Below are 15413 nucleotides of genomic sequence, written 5' to 3'. Positions count from 1 at the left end.
GGGGCCTACGGATTCTTCTCTCCGCAGGTTATGCGGCCCCATTGCCAATCTGGCAGTGGAGTCTTGCCAATTCCTTAATCGGGCCCGGCAAATATTAATCATCTATCTCAGATGCTTAGCGGGTCAGTTCGGCCGCAGCGTCTCGCCGAAGCGCAGCGGCTGTCCGATCGGCTTGCCCAGGTCGCCCTCGCGCATGGCAAAGCCGCCGCGCACGATGGTCGCCATCGGCCAGCCGGTCACCGTCATCCCTTCGAAAGGCGACCAGCCGCATTTCGATTTCAGCCAGGCGTCCTCGATTTGGCGCTTCGCCTTGAGATCGACGATGGTGAAATCGGCGTCGTAGCCGAGGGCGATGCGGCCCTTGCCGATCAGGCCGAAGACGCGCTGCGCGCCCGCCGAGGTCAGGTCGATCAGCCGCTGCAAGGTCAGCCTGCCCTGGTTCAGGTGATCGAGCAGCAGCGGCAGCAGGGTCTGCACGCCGGGCATGCCGCTCGGGCTCTGCGGATAGGGCCTGGCTTTCTCTTCCTTGGTATGCGGCGCATGGTCCGAGCCGATCACATCGACCACGCCGCTGCGCACGGCCTGCCACAGCGCCGCGCGATGCTCGGCCGAGCGGATCGGCGGATTCATCTGCGCGAAACTGCCCAGCCGGTCGTAGCAGTCCGGCGCCGCCAGCGTCAGATGCTGCGGCGTCGTCTCCACGGTGGCGATGTCCTTGTGATCGGCCAGGAAGGCCATTTCCTGCGCGGTGGTGACATGCAGCACATGCACGCGGCGGCCGGCCTTGCGCGCCAGCCGCACCAGCCGCTGCGTCGCCAGCAGCGCGCTTTCGGCATCGCGCCATTCTGGATGCAGATGCGCGGTTGCGCCCGCCGCCTCGGTGAGATGCTTGCGCTCGCGCATGCGGTATTCGTCCTCGCAATGCACCGCCATGCGGCGGCGGCCATGGCGCAGCACGCGCTCCAGGGTGGCATCGTCGGCCACCAGCAGGTCGCCGGTCGAAGCGCCCATGAACAGCTTCACGCCGGCGCAGCCCGGCAGCATCTCGAGTTCGGGCAGCTTCTCGACGTTTTCCGCCGTGGCGCCGACATAGAAGGCATAGTCGCAATGCGCCCGGCCGGCGGCGCGCTTGAGCTTGTCGTCGAGTTCGTCGCTCGTCGCCGTGCTCGGCTTGGTGTTCGGCATCTCGAACACGGCGGTGACGCCGCCCATGGCGGCGGCGGCGGTGCCGGTGGCAAGATCTTCCTTGTGCTCCAGGCCGGGCTCGCGGAAATGCACCTGGCTGTCGATCACGCCGGGCAGCACCGTCAGCCCGCTGGCGTCGAAGACCTGTGCGGCATCGGCCTGGGCGAGCAGACCCAGGGCGGCGATGCGACCGTCCTTGACGCCGACGTCCAGTGCCTCGACGCCGTTCGGGGTGGCGACCATGCCGTTGCGGATGACGAGATCATAGCGCATCGCCTCAGCCCTCTTTCTCCAGATTGGCCTTGAGATAGCTCAGGATCGGGTAGAGCCCAGCCATCAGCGCGATCAGGAAACCGTACTGGCCTTCCCGGTAGCCCTTGCGGCCGATATAGCATTTGTGGAAACGGCTGAAGATCCGGCGGACATTGGCACCGAAGGTGCCGATATCCTCGCCGCGCGCGCGCTTGTCGCGCAAGTCCATGGCACGCGCCGTTGTGTAGCGGTCGAGGCGTCGGATCATATCGGAAATGTTGCGGTCGATATGATGCAGGATTGGCTGGGTGAGAAATTGCCGCTCGCCCTTCAGTACCAGGCTGGGATGGACGCGCTGATCGCCCCAATGCTTCGCCGATTTGGCGAACAGCGCGGCCTTGCTGTTGACGCCCCAGGAGGCGCCCCAGCCGTAGCGTATCAGCCGGTCGCCGACATAATTGTGGAACGGCACCTGGAAATATCCGAATTTCGCCTGCGGCAGGACGGCGCGAATTTCGTGTGCCAAACCCTCGCTGACGCGTTCGTCGGCATCGACTTCCAGTATCCAGTCGCCCGCGCAGGCGGTAATGCCGGTGTTGCGGCGTTCGCCTTCCAGGGGCCAGGCGCCTTCGAGCAATTTTGCCCCGTAACCGGAGGCGATCTCCCGCGAGCGGTCGGTGCAGCGGTCGAGCACGACAACGATCTCGTCGGCAAAACGTAAAGTTTCGAGGCAGGCGGCAAGCTGCGCCTCCTCGTTATGCGCCACCACCAGCGCGGAAAGCTTGGGCGCTGCCGAGGTCATTCGTTCTGCAGATACCGCCACAGCTCTTCGGCGGCGTGCTGGGCTTTGTCGACGCTCAAGCTGGTCATGTAGGTATGCTGCTTGCGATAATCGTATTCCGGCAGGGCAACGATCTCATCATAACTCAGATCGGTGCGCACGATGGCGGTTTTTTCGCCCCAGGGGCCGTAAACCTGATCGCGGCTCGGGCCGAACAGGCCCAGTGTCGGCACGCCGCTGGCCGCCGCCAGATGCATGAGGCCGCTGTCGTTGCCGATGAACATCGCGCAGCGGCGCAAGGCGGCCGCGGTGGTGGCCAGGTCGAGCTGGCCGACGAAATCGAGCCGTCGCTCCGGCGGGATAAGGTCGAGTGCAGCCTTCGCGAGGCCCTCCTCGCCCGGACCGCCGAAAACGGCGATGCGCGCCTGCGGCAGGATGCCGTCCGGTGCGGTCAGACGCGCGGCCAATGCGGCGAAACGCTCGCCGGGCCAGATCTTGCCGCCCCAGTTGGCGGTCGGGCCCAGGGCCAGCACGGGCCGGCCGTCGTCGGACCACAATTCGGCGGCGGCCCGCTCATGCGCGGGGCCGGTCCACATCGTCGGCGCCGCCGGCTCCTTCAGGCTGAGCACCTGCGAGAGCACGATCACCTTATGCAGGCGCGAGCCGGAGCCGTAGAAGGTGCGGCGCCGCCGCGCCATCAGGAGCTGGCCGATCCCCGAGCCGCGCAGGTCGACGATCAGCTTCCAGCGCGTCAGCGCCACCTGCTTCCACAGCTCCCACCAATGGCGGCCCCAGGGCTTTTTCTCCATCACGATGAGGCGCTCCAGGTTCGGCATGGCGGCGAAGACGCCGGCCGCGACCGGGCCGCAGGCCACGGTGAAGCGCGCCTTCGGATACTGCCTGAGCAATGCGCTCAGCAGGCCGGTCGACAGAACGGCGTCGCCCAGGCGGTTGGCGGTGATGAAGAGGATGCGCATGCAAGAACCCACGACGGTGCGCCGGTTATAGGGGCAGGGGCCGCTCTTGCCAACCATCCGGGCCGTTGCCCGGGCGCGCATCCGGCCTTGCCAAGCCGGCCATCCTCCCATAGGTGAGAGAAGCCGGTTGCGGAATGGCCTGGGATTGGAGAGATGTCCGGGATGTCGTGTGTGGCTTTGGCCGATCGGGCGCTGTTGCGGGTTTCCGGCCCCGACGCCGTCGCTTTCCTCAATGCGCTGGTCTCGAATGACGTCGCCAGAGCGGTGCCGGGCGCATCCGGGCCGGGCCAGGCGGTCTATGCCGCGCTGCTGACGGCGCAGGGCAGGTTCCTGCACGATTTCCTGATCGCCAGCGACGGCGAGGCGCTGCTGCTCGATGTCGCGGCCGGTCGGCGCGCCGATCTGAAGCGGCGGCTGACGCTCTACAAGCTGCGCAGCAAGGTCGATATCGCCGAGCTCGACTGGCAGGGCTTCGCCCTGTTCGGCGATGCCGGCGCGCCGCATATCCCCGAAGGCGGGTTGCCATTCGCCGATCCGCGCCTGCCGGCGCTCGGCTGGCGGCTCTGGCTGCCGGCCGGTGCGCCGCCGCCGCAGGCCCTGTCCGATCCCGCCGCCTACGAGGCGCATCGTCTGCATCTTGGCGTGCCGGACGGCGCGCGCGACATCGAGATCGAAAAGGGCCTGCTGCTGGAAAATCATTTCGAGGCGCTCAACGGCGTCGATTTCAAGAAGGGCTGCTATATCGGCCAGGAATTGACGGCGCGCACGAAATACCGCGGTCTGGTGAAGAAGCAGGTCCACCGCGTTCTTGCCGATGTGGCGCTGCCGCCGCCCGGCACGCCGGTCGGCCTCGACGGCCAGGAAGCCGGCGTGATGCTGAGCGGCCTCGGTGCCGAAGGCCTGGCGCTGCTGCGTCTGGATGCCGTCGCCAAGGCTCAGGCCGAGGGCAAGAAACTGGAAGCGGCGGGCATTGCGCTGACGCCGCAGCGGCCCGATTATGCCGGGCCGGCGCCGGCGCCGAAGGACGGTTGACGTTCCAGGGGGATTCAGGGGGCAATGAGCAGAGCATCGATCACCGGTGAGGACGGCCGCTGCCGCTGCGGCTGGTGCGGCGGCGATCCGCTCTACATGGCCTATCACGACACCGAATGGGGCGTGCCGGAATGGGACGACCGCGCGCTGTTCGAAAAGCTGATCCTCGACGGTTTCCAGGCCGGCCTGTCCTGGATCACGATCCTGCGCAAGCGCGAAAATTTCCGCCGCGCCTTCGACGGCTTCCAGCCGGAGAAGATCGCGCGCTATACGCCGAAGAAGCTCGACGCGCTGATGCAGGATGCCGGCATCGTGCGCAACCGCGCCAAGATCGAAGGCTCGGTCGCCAATGCGCGCGGCTGGCTCGACATCATGGAGAAGGAAGGCAGCTTCGCCGAATATCTATGGCATCACGTCGGCGGCAAGCCGAAGCAGAATGCCTGGGCCAGCCTGAAACAGGTGCCGGCTGAAACCAAGGAAAGCCAGGCGATCTCGAAGGATCTGCGCAAGCGCGGCTTCACCTTCGTCGGGCCGACCATCGTCTATGCCTTCATGCAGGCGGTCGGCATGGTCAACGACCACACTGTCGACTGCTTCCGCCACAGGCAGGTGAAGAAGCTGGGGCGGTAAGAACCTGGCGCCCGGCTCGCGGCGCCGTGCGGCCGCAGCGCCGGGCTCCCGTTTTGTGCATCCGGCCTTGCCGTCAGGCCGCCGTCTTGTCGTCGGCGTCCATATCGAGCGCGATCCGGCCGGCCAGCCGCTGCTGCGACAGGGCGGCCAGCGGGTGGTAGCGCGCCGCCTGCAGATCGCGAAACAGCCGCTCGATGCGATGCGTGCGATAATAGGCGCTGCCGCCGGCGGCATCGAGCGCCCGCTGCGCCGCATCGAGCAGATTGCTGCCGACGATCTGGCGCAGGCTCATCATGGATGCGGTCGTCGCCATGCCGGGCTTGGCCTGGTCCGCCAGCGCCAGCATGCGCTCATGCGCCGCGATGGCCGCCGCCAGGGCGGTCTCCAGTTGGCCGATGGCGATCTGGGTGTCGTCCTCTTCGCGCCGCCGCCGCGCCAGTGCGACGACATCGTCGCGCAGGGCTTCGGCCACGCCGCGATAGACGGCGTAGATGAGCGGAAAGGCGACCAGAGCCACCAGGTGGAAGAAGGGGTGCCACACGCCGGCCGGCCGCCTGAGGGCGATCGCCGCCTCGGGAACGAAGACGTTGTCGAGAACGACGTCATGCGAGCCGCTGGCACGCATGCCCAATGTGCGCCAGGTTTCCTTGATGCTGACCCCTGCGCTGCGCATCGGTATGCCGGCATGCAGCACCTGATCGCCGCAGCGCGCCATGGTCATCAGCAGGTCGCCGGCCATGCAGCCGCTGACGAAACGTTTCACGCCGCTGACGCGATAGCCGCCCTCGACCGCCTCGGCGCTGCCCGAGCCGTTCAGCCAGTCGTTGCCGCCGGTCGACAGCAGCATCAGGTTCTCGCCGGCGATGCGTCTGAGCAGGCCGTCCACCGGCGCCCTGTCGTTCTGCCAGCGCCACACCGCCGCCGCCACGGGATGCATATGCATCGCCAGGGCCAGCGCCGTGCCGCTGCAATGCCGCGCCAGTTCGCGCAGCGTCTCGGCAAGATCGCGGTAGGAGGCGCCGCCGCCGCCCAGCTCGGCCGGTATGCCGAGGGAGAGCAGGCGCGCGGCTTTGATCTCGGCGAAATTCTCGGCGGCAAAGGCGTCATTGGCGTCCAGTTCCGCCGCCCGGGCAGCGAAATTGCGGCCCAGGCTGCGGACCGCCTCGGCCAGCGGAAGATCACGGACCGGTGTTTGGGATGGCTCCTTGAAAGGTGCGTTCATGGTCGCGGCTCCTGGTTCGACGGGAAAGGAGCGCCACGATGCGCTCTTGCGGCCGGCCCCTAAAGTTCCAAATCGGAACCACCTATCGCTGCGGTCGATGGGCAGGCCGGGTCCTGTTCGACCGCCTGTTGTGTGGTGGAACAGGGACTGCAATTCGCGCCGCACCCGGTGCAGGCAAAAACGGGCTTTCGGCGAAATCGGGGTAATCCAAGAAGTTTCAAAAAGGGACTATCAGCGGCCCGGCGGGCGCGCTACAAATTTTCCATGGCAGCTCGGTATGGTTCGTTCTGCCCGGTGGCGAAGGCCGCCGAGGTCATTACCGGTCGTTGGACGCCCCTGATCCTCTACGAGATGATGCGGGGAAGCGAGCGATTCAGCGATATACAGAACGGCGTTCCGCTCATGCCGCGCAGCCTTCTGGCGCGGCGCCTGCGCGAAATGGAAATGGACGGGCTGATCCTGCGTATCCCGCAGGAAGGCCAGCGCGGCCATCTCTACCGCCTCACCCCGGCGGGACAGGCTCTGCGGCCGCTGATCGATCTGCTGGGCTACTGGGGCACGGACTGGCGCGTGCCGCATGTCGATGCCGATGACCGCAACGTGACGCATCTGATGTGGTCGATGCGCAACTCGCTGGTGGGGGAGGCCTCGCGCGGCCGGCATTTCGTGTTTCATTTCCAGTTCCGCAACGTGCCGCGCCGCGATCACAAGGCCCGCCAGTGGTGGATGATCCTGCGCGACGGCGAGGTCGAGCTCTGCTACACCGACATGGGCTTCACCGTCGATCTGACGATCGGCGCCGATCTGCTCGAATTCTTCCGGGTCATACACGGCGTGACGAGCCTGCGCGAAGCCCGCCGTTCCGGAGCCCTGGAGATCGACGGCAGCGAAGCCGCGCTGCGGTATTTCATCGAGCGGTTCGGCATCACCGAGCCGCCGCAGCCCCATTTCGCCACGGTCTCGACGATCGCCCCGCCGGAAGCGCTTAGAACGACGATCCAGGCTGCTTGAGGAACGCGATCTCTTCCGGCGTGCTGGTCCGGCCAAGGGCGGCATTGCGATGCGGGAAGCGGTCGAACTGCGCGATGATGGCGCGGTGCCGTTCGGCGTAATGCAGCAGATCGTGGCCGGGCAATTCCTTTTCCAGCGCGGTGAACAGCAGGATGGACAGATCCTGCTCGGCCAGGTTTTCGCTGTGCTGGAACGGCATATAGAAGAATTGCCGCATCACCGTCGGCACGGTGATGTCGAAGCCGCGGTCCACCGCCTTGTGGGCGACGCTTCTGGCCCGCGCATCGCCGGCGAAGGCCCGGGCCTGGCCGCGGAAGATGTTGCGCGGGAACTGATCGAGCAGGATGAGCAGCGCCAGCGCGCTCTCGGCCGCGTCCTCCCAATCGGCATAGCCGCCGGCCAGGGCCGTTTCCACCGCCGCGCCGAAGCGGATGCGGATGTCGGCATCGAAGCTTTCATCCTTCTGCCACCATTCCTTGCGGGGCTGCAGCGGCTGGCTGGCCGGACGGTCGAACCAGAAGTCCAAAACGATGTCAGGGTGCACGCGCGATAGTCTCCCATTGCCAATAGCCGATCAGATGGCGCGGACGGTCGTCGTCGTCCAGCAGGGGCGCGAGAATCCGGCTGAAGGCGATATGCTCGTGATTGGGCAGGGGCGTGCGGCGGCGTATGTAATGCGGCTCGCCGCTGTGCAGGATGCCGAGATACTCCGCCGCCAGGCCCGGCAGCTCCTCGGCCGGATGGACCTCGTCGAAATAGCGGCCGGTCAGATCGCGCTGCACCGCCATGGTATGGGCGGTGCCGAGCAGGCGATAGCGGATGCGCCAGCCGCCATCGGGCTGCGGAAGCATATCGAAGATGCCGATGCCGGGCAGCAGGCCGCGCGGGATGGCGAGCGGATCGATCTCGCGCCGCCGCGGCAGCCGGCCGAGCCGGTCGCGCAGCTCCCGCCAGTAGGCGAGGAACAGCAGCAATGGCGGCGGCAGGACAGCCGGCCACGCCGTTATTGCCAGATCGTCCCCCAAGGTCGCCGTACCCCCTTATGCAGATTATGCGGCGATTGCCATAAAATCACAGCGTAGAAAAATGACCAATGCGTATGCTACTTGTGGAGGAGGAGGGCGCCCATGAACCATATCGATTTGCGTGGCCGGCATGGCGTGGTCACCGGCGGGGCCCAGGGCATCGGCAAGGCCGTGGTCGAACGCCTGCTGCGCTCCGGCGCCGCCGTGGCGATCTGGGACCGCGATGCGGCGCTGGCCGAGGCGGCGGCGCGCGAACTGGGCAGCCTGGGCCGCGTCATCGGCGTCGCGGTCGACATCACCGACTGGAGCGCCGTTGCGCGCGCGGCGGCCGACACCCAGGCGGCCTTCGGCGGCATCGACCTGCTGGTCAACAACGCCGGCATCGCCGGACCGAATGCGCCGGTGGCGGAATATCCGTTGGAAGCCTGGCGAGAGGTGATCGACATCGACCTGACCGGCGTCTTCCATTGCTGCCGCGCCGTCGTGCCGCTGATGCAGCGGCAGAAATACGGCCGCATCGTCAATGTCGCCTCCGTCGCCGGCAAGGAGGGCAATCCGAACGCGGCCGCCTACAGCGCCGCCAAGGCCGGCGTGATCGCGCTGACCAAGTCGCTCGGCAAGGAGCTGGCCGGCGAGGACATCGCCGTCAACTGCATCACGCCCGCCGCGGCGAAGACCGCCATCTTCGACCAGATGACGCAGACTCACATCGACTATATGTTGTCGAAAATCCCGCGCGGCCGATTCGTCGCGGTGGAGGAGATCGCCGCGATGGTGGCCTGGCTGCTCTCGGCGGAGAACTCGTTCACCACCGGCGCGGTATTCGACCTGTCCGGCGGCCGTGCGACCTATTGACGGCAGCGGCGCGGGAGGGGCGCCATTGCAAGAGTATGAGCAAGAGTGCGGGTGCGAGGATGCTTAAGAGCCGCGAGGCCAAGTTCTCAATCGGCGATGTGGTGCGCCATCGGCTGTTTCCGTTCCGTGGCGTCATTTTCGATGTCGACCCGGTCTTCAGCAATACCGAGGAATGGTGGCTCTCGATCCCGGCCGATCTGCGGCCGCGCAAGGATCAGCCCTTCTATCATCTGCTCGCCGAAAATACGCAGACCTCCTACGTCGCCTATGTCTCGGAGCAGAATCTCCTGCCCGATGCCGAATCCGGCCCGGTCAACCATCCCGACATCAAGAAATACTTCGAGGAATTCCGCGACGGCCGCTATGCCTGGCGCGGATCGGCGAAGATCTAGAGCAGGCGGTCGATCAGCGACAGGACGGTCGGAATGTTGACGCCGATCAGGGTGACGCCGACGGCGCCGGCGATCAGGCGGCCGGGCAGCTTGTTGACCAGGAAGGCCGCCACCGGCGCGCCGGCCAGGGCGCCGAACATGATGGCGAAGGCGGCGCTGCCGATCGTGGTCAGCGTGCCGGTGCCGAGCCAGACGGCGAAGACCGCAGCCTGGACGGCGGCGATGATCGGCTCGGCGGCATTGGCCGAGCCGACCGCATAGCGCGGCTCGCGGCCCTGCATCACCAGGCTGGTGGTCACGATCGGGCCCCAGCCGCCGCCGAAGGAATCGAACAGGCCGCCGAGCAGGCCGATGAAACCGGGACGGCCATGCGGCTGGCCGAAGCTGGCCGTGCCTTTCCAGCGGATCGCGCGCAGGATCACCAGCACGCCCATGATGCCGAGATAGAGCGCGGCCAGCGGCCGCACGATCTGCAGCGGCAGCCAGGCGATCACGCTGGCGCCGACGATGCCGCCGGCGATGCCGGGCAGGATCAGCTTGCGGCACAGAGCCCAATCGACGTTGCGGAATTTCCAGTGCGACAGGCCGGATGCGATGCCGGTCGGCATCTTGGTGACATGCACGGCGGCGCTGGCCATGGCCGGCGGCATGCCGCTGGCGACCAGAACCGTCGTGGCGATCACGCCATATCCCATACCGATGGCGCCATCGATAAGCTGGGCAACGAATCCGATCGCGACATACAGCGCGAGATGGACGTCCATACGCCTCTCCTGATTGGGATGCGGAAGCTCGCGCCGATGATCAGGCCGAGAAGCTTCGCATTGCATAGTCTATCAGGATTTCGCTCGCTTGCTGCAAGGAAAGCCATGCGGTATCGACTGCCAATTGTGGTTGTGCCGGCACCTCATACGGTGCGGAGATACCGGTGAATTCGGGAATTTTGCCGGCCCGCGCCCGTTTATACAAGCCCTTCGGGTCGCGCGATTCGCAGGTGGCCAGATCCGCATGCACATGAATTTCGTGAAAATCCGCTGCGATAATGCTGCGGGCGAGATCGCGATGCATACGCAACGGGCTGATCGCCGAAACGATGACGATCTGACCCGTCTCCGCCATCAGCTTGGCCACCTCGGCGATGCGGCGGATATTCTCGGTGCGGTCTTCCGCCGAAAAGCCGAGATCGCGATTGAGGCCGTGACGCAGATTGTCGCCGTCCAGCACAACCGCCTGGCGACCGCGGGCGAAAAGCGTGCGCTGCAGCGCCATCGCGAGAGTCGATTTTCCCGCGCCCGACAGGCCGGTGAACCACAGCACGCCGCCGCGATGGCCGTTCATGCGGGCGCGCTCTTCCGCCGTCACGCTCGAGGCGACGGCGACGACATCGTTGGCGGCGGCGATCGCCTGCTCGATCACCAGGCCGCCGGCGATCTGCGGCCCGCGGATCAGAACGCCGCGGCCGGTGCGCGGCAATGCGTCGTACAGATCGAGCGCCAAGGGCTTGCGGCTTTTCAGCACCGCGCGGGCGACGCCGTTGCGCTCCACTTGCGCGGCATCCGTCGCGCCCAGGCTTTCGACATCGAGGACTTCGGTGATGGTTTCGACCTCGACCTCGCTTTCCGCGGTGCCGATCTTCAGGCTCAGGCGGTCGCCCGGCTTGAGCGGTTCGCGGTCGAGCCAGAACAGCCGCACGGTCAGGCGGTTGGCTTCGCGCGGCCGCTGGTCCGGCGCGCTCGCCAAGGCGCCGCGCTCGACGAAGACCTCCTCGTTCAGCGTGAAGGCGACGCTTTCGCCGGCGATGGCCTCCTCGCGCGGCGCATGATCGGCGGCCGAACCGCGCCAGGCTTCCAGGCTTGCCACCACGGCCTCGCGGCCGAGCGGCGCGAAGCGGAGGCGATCGCCCACTTTCAGCCGGCCGCTTTCGATGCGGCCGACCACGACGCGGCGGTCGTCCAGGCGGTACAGGTCCTGCACCGGCAGGCGCAGCGGCTGGTCGATCGCCACCGCGCGCGGCGCGAAGGTATCCAGCGCGCCGATCAGGGTCGGGCCCTGGTACCAGGCGGTGGATGGGCTGCGCTCGGCGATATTGTCGCCCTGGCGCGCCGAGACCGGAACCAGCGCCGCCGCCTCGATGCCGATATCGGCGAGATAGCCGCGCACCGCTTCGGCGACCGCATGAAAGCGTGTTTCGCTATGGCCGATCAGGTCGATCTTGTTGATCGCGACGGCGACCTGGCGGATGCCGAGCAGATGCAGCAGATAGGCGTGCCGCCGGGTCTGTTCGGCGAGTCCCTGGGCGGCATCGACCACCAGGATGGCGGCGTCGGCCTGCGCCGCGCCGGTCACCATGTTCTTCAGGAATTCCTTGTGTCCCGGCGCATCGATGATGACATAGCGGCGGCGCTCGGTGGTGAACCAGATCTGCGTGGTGTCCACCGTGATGCCCTGATCGCGCTCGACCTGCAGCGCGTCGAGCAGGAAGGACCATTCGAAATCCAGGCCGCGCTTGGCCGAGACCGCCTTGATCTGCTCGAGCTTGCCGTCGGGCAGCGAATCGGTGTCGTGCAGCAGGCGGCCGACCAGGGTCGACTTGCCGTGATCGACATGGCCGACGATCACGATGGGGAAGGCGCGGCCCCTGGCGCTGCCGGCGCGCGGCGGCATGGCGCGCCCCAGCTCGGCCTCGGGGTGAGCCTTGGAGTGAGCCTTGGGGTGGATGGCGAGGTCAACGACAGTCATGGGGCACTCCGCTCACATATAGCCGGCGACGCGCAGCCGCTCGAAAGCGTCTTCCGAGTCATGGTCCATGGCGCGGCCGGCGCGTTCCGGCTCGCGGGTGACTTCCAGCTCGGCGATGATGTCCTCGATCGAAGCGGCATGGCTGTCGATCGGAAACGTGATGCCGATCTCGCCGAGCGAGCGGAAGCGCTTGCCGTCCTTGGCGAAATACAGCGGCACGACCGGAATGCCCTCGCGCTGGATGTAGCGCCAGATATCCAGTTCGGTCCAATGCAGCAGCGGATGGATGCGCATATGCACGCCCTTGGGCAGGTCGGCGGCGAAGTGATCCCACAGCTCCGGCGGCTGGTCGCGGAAATCCCAGGCGCCGTCGTCGCCGCGTGGGCTGAAGACGCGCTCCTTGGCGCGGGTCGCCTGCTCGTCGCGCCGGATGCCGGCGATGATTCCCCTGAAGCCGTAGTGGTCGATGGTCTGGCGCAGGCCCAGCGTCTTGCGCGCGGCGATGCGCGAATTATGCGGCAGGGTCGGATCGGTCGCCTCGATCGGCGGGCAGGCATCGGCGATCAGTTCCAGGCCCCATTCCCTGGCATAGCGGTCGCGGAAGGCGTAGGTTTCGGGAAATTCCAGGCCGGTATCGAGATGCGCCACCGGGAAGGGCACCTTTCCCAGGAAGGCTTTCTTGGCCAGCCAGATCATCACGTTGGAATCCTTGCCCAGCGACCACAGCATCGCCAGCGGCCTGATGCGGCTGTAAGCCTCGCGAAGGATGTAGATGCTTTGCGCCTCCAGGGCGTCGAGATCGTCGCGCATGATATGTCTTATTCTTCGGTTCGCAGGGAAGATGGGGTGATGGCAGTGATGGTGTGGATGCCGCATTCGGTCTTGTCCCGGCCGCGCCAGCGTCCGGCGCGGCTGTCCTCGCCGGCGGCCACCGGCTGGGTACAGGGCGCGCAGCCGATCGACGGATAGCCCTGCGCGACCAGCGGATGCCGCGGCAGATCGTGCCGGTCGAAATAGGCCTGGATTTCCGCCGGGCCCCAATCGGCGAGCGGATTGAATTTCAGCTTGGCGCCGTCGGCCTCGACGAGCGGCAGCGCATGGCGCGTCGCGGCCTGAAAGCGCTTGCGGCCGTTGATCCAGGCGGCGAACGGCGCCAGGCCGCGCTGCAGCGGTTCGACCTTGCGGATGCGGCAGCAGGCATCGGCATCGCGGAACCACAGGGTGCCGCCCTCATCCTGCGCGGCGAGGGCCTTCGGGTCGGGGCGCAGCACGCGCAGATCGGACAGCTTCAGCCTGGCGGCGAGTTCGTCGCGATAGGCCAGCGTCTCGTCGAACAGCTTGCCGGTGTCGAGGAACAGCACCGGCGTCTTCGCGTCGATCTGCGCCACCATATGCAGCAGCACGGCAGCCTCGGCGCCGAAGGAGGAGACCAGCGCGATGCGGCCGGGGAACAGCTCGCCGATGGCATGAGCCAGGATATCCCCGGCGGAACGGCCCTGCAGCCGCGCATTCAGCGCCGCGGCGTCCGCGGCGGGATCGGCATGGACGAAAGCGGGCGCGTTCATTCCGCCGCCTCCTGATGCCGCGACTGCTGCAGGCGCCGCTGCAGGATGGTCAGCGGGCTCGAGCCGGTCGGCTGGTAATAGGCGCTGAAAGTCTGCAGCGCCTTGGCGAAAATCTCCGCCGCATCGGGCCGGGCGATCTCATAGGCGTCGAAGCCGGCGCGATGCATCAGCAGCAGCTGGTCGCGCAGCACATCGCCGACCGCGCGCAGCTCGCCGCGATAGCCGAAGCGCTCGCGCAGCAGCCGCGCCTGGCTATAGGCCCGGCCATCGGAGAATTTCGGAAAGTTCAGGACGATGAGGCCGAACCGCCCGGCCTCGGGGCCGAAGGTGAGGATATCCAGGTCGTTCGGCAGGACGATCCCGAGCGGCGCGTTGCGCCGGCTCAGATCGTCCTTTTCCGCCTGCCAGCGGGCATGGGACATCAGCGCCGGCTGGGTTTGCGGCAATGGCGCATCGTCCGCCACCTTCACCCATTGGTCTTCGGCAACGGCGCCATTCTTAAGCAGCGGCATAGACGGCCTCCTTGAACGGCGCGAGGCCGACCCGGCGATAGGTGTCGAGGAAACGCTCATTCGGGCGGCGGATGCGCAGATAGGTTTCGACCAGGGTATCGACCGCGTCGGTGACCTGGCTTGCCTTGAGCGCCGGGCCGATCAGATCGCCCAACGCCGCCTGATCGTCGGCCGAGCCGCCCAGGGTGACCTGGTAGAATTCCTCGCCGCCCTTGTCGACGCCGAGAATGCCGATATGGCCGACATGGTGGTGGCCGCAGGCATTGATGCAGCCGGAGATCTTGATCTTGAGCTCGCCGATCTCCTCCTGCCGTTCGAACGAGGCGAAGCGGCGCGAGATCTCCTGCGCCACAGGGATGGAACGCGCATTGGCGAGCGAGCAATAGTCAAGGCCCGGGCAGGCGATGATATCCGTGATGAGGCCGGCATTCGGGGTCGCAAGTCCGATCTCGACCAGTTCGTCATAGACTACCTTGAGGTCAGCGCGCGCGACATGCGGCAAGACCAGATTCTGCTCATGCGTGACCCGCGCCTCGTCGAATGCGTATTTCTCGGCGAGGTCCGCAACGGCCTCCATCTGACTGGCGCTAATGTCGCCCGGCGTCTCGCCGATGCCCTTCAGCGAGATCGTCACTGAGGCATAGTCGGGGTGGCGATGAGTGGCGACGTTGCGCCTCAGCCAGTCCGAGAAGCCTTTGGAATCGAGCCTGGCGAGCCGCACGGCCTCGTCGCCTTCGGGGCGGTCTACGAGCGGCGGCGGCGCGAAATAGGCGGCGATGGCCCGAATATCCTTTTCCGGGAGCTTGAGTTCGGTGTCCTTCAGATGCTCCCATTCGGCTTCGACCTGACGCGCGAATTCCTCCGCCCCCAGATCGTGGACGAGGATCTTGATGCGCGCCTTCCACTTGTTGTCGCGGCGCCCGTAGAGATTGTAGACGCGCATGATCGCGGTCACATAGGAAAGCAGGTGCTCCTCCGGCAGGAAGTCGCGGACCTTCTTGGCGAGGATCGGCGTGCGGCCCTGGCCGCCGCCCACCCAGACCGCGAAGCCGAGCTTGCCCGAAGCATCCTTCTTCAGATGCATGCCGATATCGTAGGTCTGGATCGCGGCGCGATCGCGCTCGGCGCCCGTGAAGGCGATCTTGAACTTACGCGGCAGAAAGCTGAATTCCGGATGTACGGACGACCATTGCCGCATGATTTCCGCATAGGGACGCGGATCGGCGACCTCGTCC

General features: G+C 66.6%; 17 protein-coding genes. 5 read left to right on the top strand and 12 right to left on the bottom strand.

Going from position 1 to position 15413, the window contains the following annotated elements; translation table 11 throughout:
• Window positions 1–123 precede the first annotated feature (123 nt).
• From VF194_RS13320 to VF194_RS13310, 3 genes are read right to left on the bottom strand one after another with little or no spacing between them, the layout of a single operon-like run.
• Window positions 124–1458, bottom strand: a complete 1335-nt coding sequence (locus VF194_RS13320) for a dihydroorotase (RefSeq protein WP_330891664.1) — start codon at window positions 1456–1458, stop codon at window positions 124–126.
• Between the two features lie 4 nt (window positions 1459–1462).
• On the bottom strand, window positions 1463–2239 hold the full coding sequence (locus tag VF194_RS13315) for a glycosyltransferase family 2 protein (protein WP_330891663.1): 777 nt from the start codon (window positions 2237–2239) through the stop codon (window positions 1463–1465).
• Complete coding sequence (locus VF194_RS13310) at window positions 2236–3195, bottom strand: glycosyltransferase family 9 protein (RefSeq protein WP_330891662.1); 960 nt, start codon at window positions 3193–3195, stop codon at window positions 2236–2238. The genes VF194_RS13315 and VF194_RS13310 overlap by 4 nt, the downstream gene beginning before the upstream one ends.
• A 171-nt stretch (window positions 3196–3366) precedes the next feature.
• On the opposite strand from VF194_RS13310, the gene VF194_RS13305 reads away from it, so the two are divergent.
• Window positions 3367–4227, top strand: coding sequence for a YgfZ/GcvT domain-containing protein (locus tag VF194_RS13305; RefSeq protein ID WP_414656105.1), 861 nt, complete (start codon window positions 3367–3369; stop codon window positions 4225–4227).
• 24 nt (window positions 4228–4251) lie between these two features.
• Entirely contained in the window at window positions 4252–4857 is a 606-nt protein-coding gene (locus VF194_RS13300) for a DNA-3-methyladenine glycosylase I (RefSeq protein ID WP_330891661.1), read from the top strand.
• 73 nt (window positions 4858–4930) lie between these two features.
• Here the strand turns inward: VF194_RS13300 and VF194_RS13295 are convergent, their stop codons facing one another.
• Complete coding sequence (locus VF194_RS13295; RefSeq protein ID WP_330891660.1) at window positions 4931–6079, bottom strand: acyl-CoA dehydrogenase family protein; 1149 nt, start codon at window positions 6077–6079, stop codon at window positions 4931–4933.
• A 264-nt stretch (window positions 6080–6343) separates the two neighbouring features.
• Here VF194_RS13295 and VF194_RS13290 point away from each other — a divergent pair, with 264 nt between their 5' ends.
• Window positions 6344–7090, top strand: coding sequence for a helix-turn-helix domain-containing protein (locus VF194_RS13290; RefSeq protein ID WP_330891659.1), 747 nt, complete (start codon window positions 6344–6346; stop codon window positions 7088–7090).
• On the opposite strand, the gene VF194_RS13285 is transcribed toward VF194_RS13290, so the two are convergent.
• The gene (locus VF194_RS13285; protein ID WP_330891658.1) at window positions 7065–7634 is read right to left on the bottom strand and encodes a DUF924 family protein; all 570 of its coding nucleotides are present in this window, start codon (window positions 7632–7634) and stop codon (window positions 7065–7067) included. The two genes, VF194_RS13290 and VF194_RS13285, sit on opposite strands and share 26 nt — an antisense overlap.
• Window positions 7624–8115 carry a PAS domain-containing protein gene (locus tag VF194_RS13280; RefSeq protein ID WP_330891657.1) on the bottom strand — a complete coding sequence of 164 codons (492 nt, stop codon included), beginning with the start codon at window positions 8113–8115 and terminating at the stop codon, window positions 7624–7626. Before VF194_RS13280 ends, VF194_RS13285 begins: the two co-directional genes overlap by 11 nt.
• Window positions 8116–8217: 102 nt before the next feature.
• Here VF194_RS13280 and VF194_RS13275 point away from each other — a divergent pair, with 102 nt between their 5' ends.
• Both VF194_RS13275 and hspQ read left to right on the top strand, forming a co-directional pair.
• A complete protein-coding gene (locus VF194_RS13275) occupies window positions 8218–8970 on the top strand; it encodes an SDR family NAD(P)-dependent oxidoreductase (RefSeq protein WP_330891656.1) in 753 nt (250 codons plus the stop codon).
• A 59-nt stretch (window positions 8971–9029) separates the two neighbouring features.
• Window positions 9030–9362 (top strand): heat shock protein HspQ, encoded by a 333-nt coding sequence (gene hspQ / locus VF194_RS13270; protein ID WP_330891655.1) that lies wholly within the window; start codon window positions 9030–9032, stop codon window positions 9360–9362.
• On the opposite strand, the gene VF194_RS13265 is transcribed toward hspQ, so the two are convergent.
• The 6 genes from VF194_RS13265 to VF194_RS13240 form a co-directional block, all read right to left on the bottom strand.
• Window positions 9359–10126 (bottom strand): sulfite exporter TauE/SafE family protein, encoded by a 768-nt coding sequence (locus tag VF194_RS13265; protein WP_330891654.1) that lies wholly within the window; start codon window positions 10124–10126, stop codon window positions 9359–9361. The two genes, hspQ and VF194_RS13265, sit on opposite strands and share 4 nt — an antisense overlap.
• Before the next feature lie 40 nt (window positions 10127–10166).
• A complete protein-coding gene (gene cysC, locus VF194_RS13260) occupies window positions 10167–12101 on the bottom strand; it encodes an adenylyl-sulfate kinase (RefSeq protein WP_330891653.1) in 1935 nt (644 codons plus the stop codon).
• Between the two features lie 12 nt (window positions 12102–12113).
• On the bottom strand, window positions 12114–12911 hold the full coding sequence (cysD, locus tag VF194_RS13255; RefSeq protein ID WP_330891652.1) for a sulfate adenylyltransferase subunit CysD: 798 nt from the start codon (window positions 12909–12911) through the stop codon (window positions 12114–12116).
• A gap of 8 nt (window positions 12912–12919) precedes the next feature.
• Window positions 12920–13666 (bottom strand): phosphoadenylyl-sulfate reductase, encoded by a 747-nt coding sequence (locus VF194_RS13250; RefSeq protein WP_330891651.1) that lies wholly within the window; start codon window positions 13664–13666, stop codon window positions 12920–12922.
• Complete coding sequence (locus VF194_RS13245; protein ID WP_330891650.1) at window positions 13663–14178, bottom strand: DUF934 domain-containing protein; 516 nt, start codon at window positions 14176–14178, stop codon at window positions 13663–13665. The genes VF194_RS13250 and VF194_RS13245 overlap by 4 nt, the downstream gene beginning before the upstream one ends.
• On the bottom strand, window positions 14165–15413 hold a 1249-nt coding region (locus VF194_RS13240), incomplete at its 5' end, for a nitrite/sulfite reductase (RefSeq protein WP_330891649.1). The genes VF194_RS13245 and VF194_RS13240, both read right to left, overlap by 14 nt.

Source organism: Ferrovibrio sp. (assembly GCF_036381655.1).
Lineage (GTDB): Bacteria > Pseudomonadota > Alphaproteobacteria > Ferrovibrionales > Ferrovibrionaceae > Ferrovibrio.
Note: the sequence above shows the minus strand (reverse complement) of the source record. Positions and strands in the feature narration are given on the sequence as shown.

Excerpts from the sequence above, each read along its gene's own strand:
- VF194_RS13320 (WP_330891664.1), bottom strand. The coding sequence starts at position 1,458 with ATGCGCTATGATCTCGTCATCCGCAACGGCATGGTCGCCACCCCGAAC.
- VF194_RS13315 (WP_330891663.1), bottom strand. The coding sequence starts at position 2,239 with ATGACCTCGGCAGCGCCCAAGCTTTCCGCGCTGGTGGTGGCGCATAAC.
- VF194_RS13310 (WP_330891662.1), bottom strand. The coding sequence starts at position 3,195 with ATGCGCATCCTCTTCATCACCGCCAACCGCCTGGGCGACGCCGTTCTG.
- VF194_RS13300 (WP_330891661.1), top strand. The coding sequence starts at position 4,252 with ATGAGCAGAGCATCGATCACCGGTGAGGACGGCCGCTGCCGCTGCGGC.
- VF194_RS13295 (WP_330891660.1), bottom strand. The coding sequence starts at position 6,079 with ATGAACGCACCTTTCAAGGAGCCATCCCAAACACCGGTCCGTGATCTT.
- VF194_RS13290 (WP_330891659.1), top strand. The coding sequence starts at position 6,344 with ATGGCAGCTCGGTATGGTTCGTTCTGCCCGGTGGCGAAGGCCGCCGAG.
- VF194_RS13275 (WP_330891656.1), top strand. The coding sequence starts at position 8,218 with ATGAACCATATCGATTTGCGTGGCCGGCATGGCGTGGTCACCGGCGGG.
- hspQ (WP_330891655.1), top strand. The coding sequence starts at position 9,030 with ATGCTTAAGAGCCGCGAGGCCAAGTTCTCAATCGGCGATGTGGTGCGC.
- VF194_RS13265 (WP_330891654.1), bottom strand. The coding sequence starts at position 10,126 with ATGGACGTCCATCTCGCGCTGTATGTCGCGATCGGATTCGTTGCCCAG.
- cysC (WP_330891653.1), bottom strand. The coding sequence starts at position 12,101 with ATGACTGTCGTTGACCTCGCCATCCACCCCAAGGCTCACTCCAAGGCT.
- cysD (WP_330891652.1), bottom strand. The coding sequence starts at position 12,911 with ATGCGCGACGATCTCGACGCCCTGGAGGCGCAAAGCATCTACATCCTT.
- VF194_RS13250 (WP_330891651.1), bottom strand. The coding sequence starts at position 13,666 with ATGAACGCGCCCGCTTTCGTCCATGCCGATCCCGCCGCGGACGCCGCG.
- VF194_RS13245 (WP_330891650.1), bottom strand. The coding sequence starts at position 14,178 with ATGCCGCTGCTTAAGAATGGCGCCGTTGCCGAAGACCAATGGGTGAAG.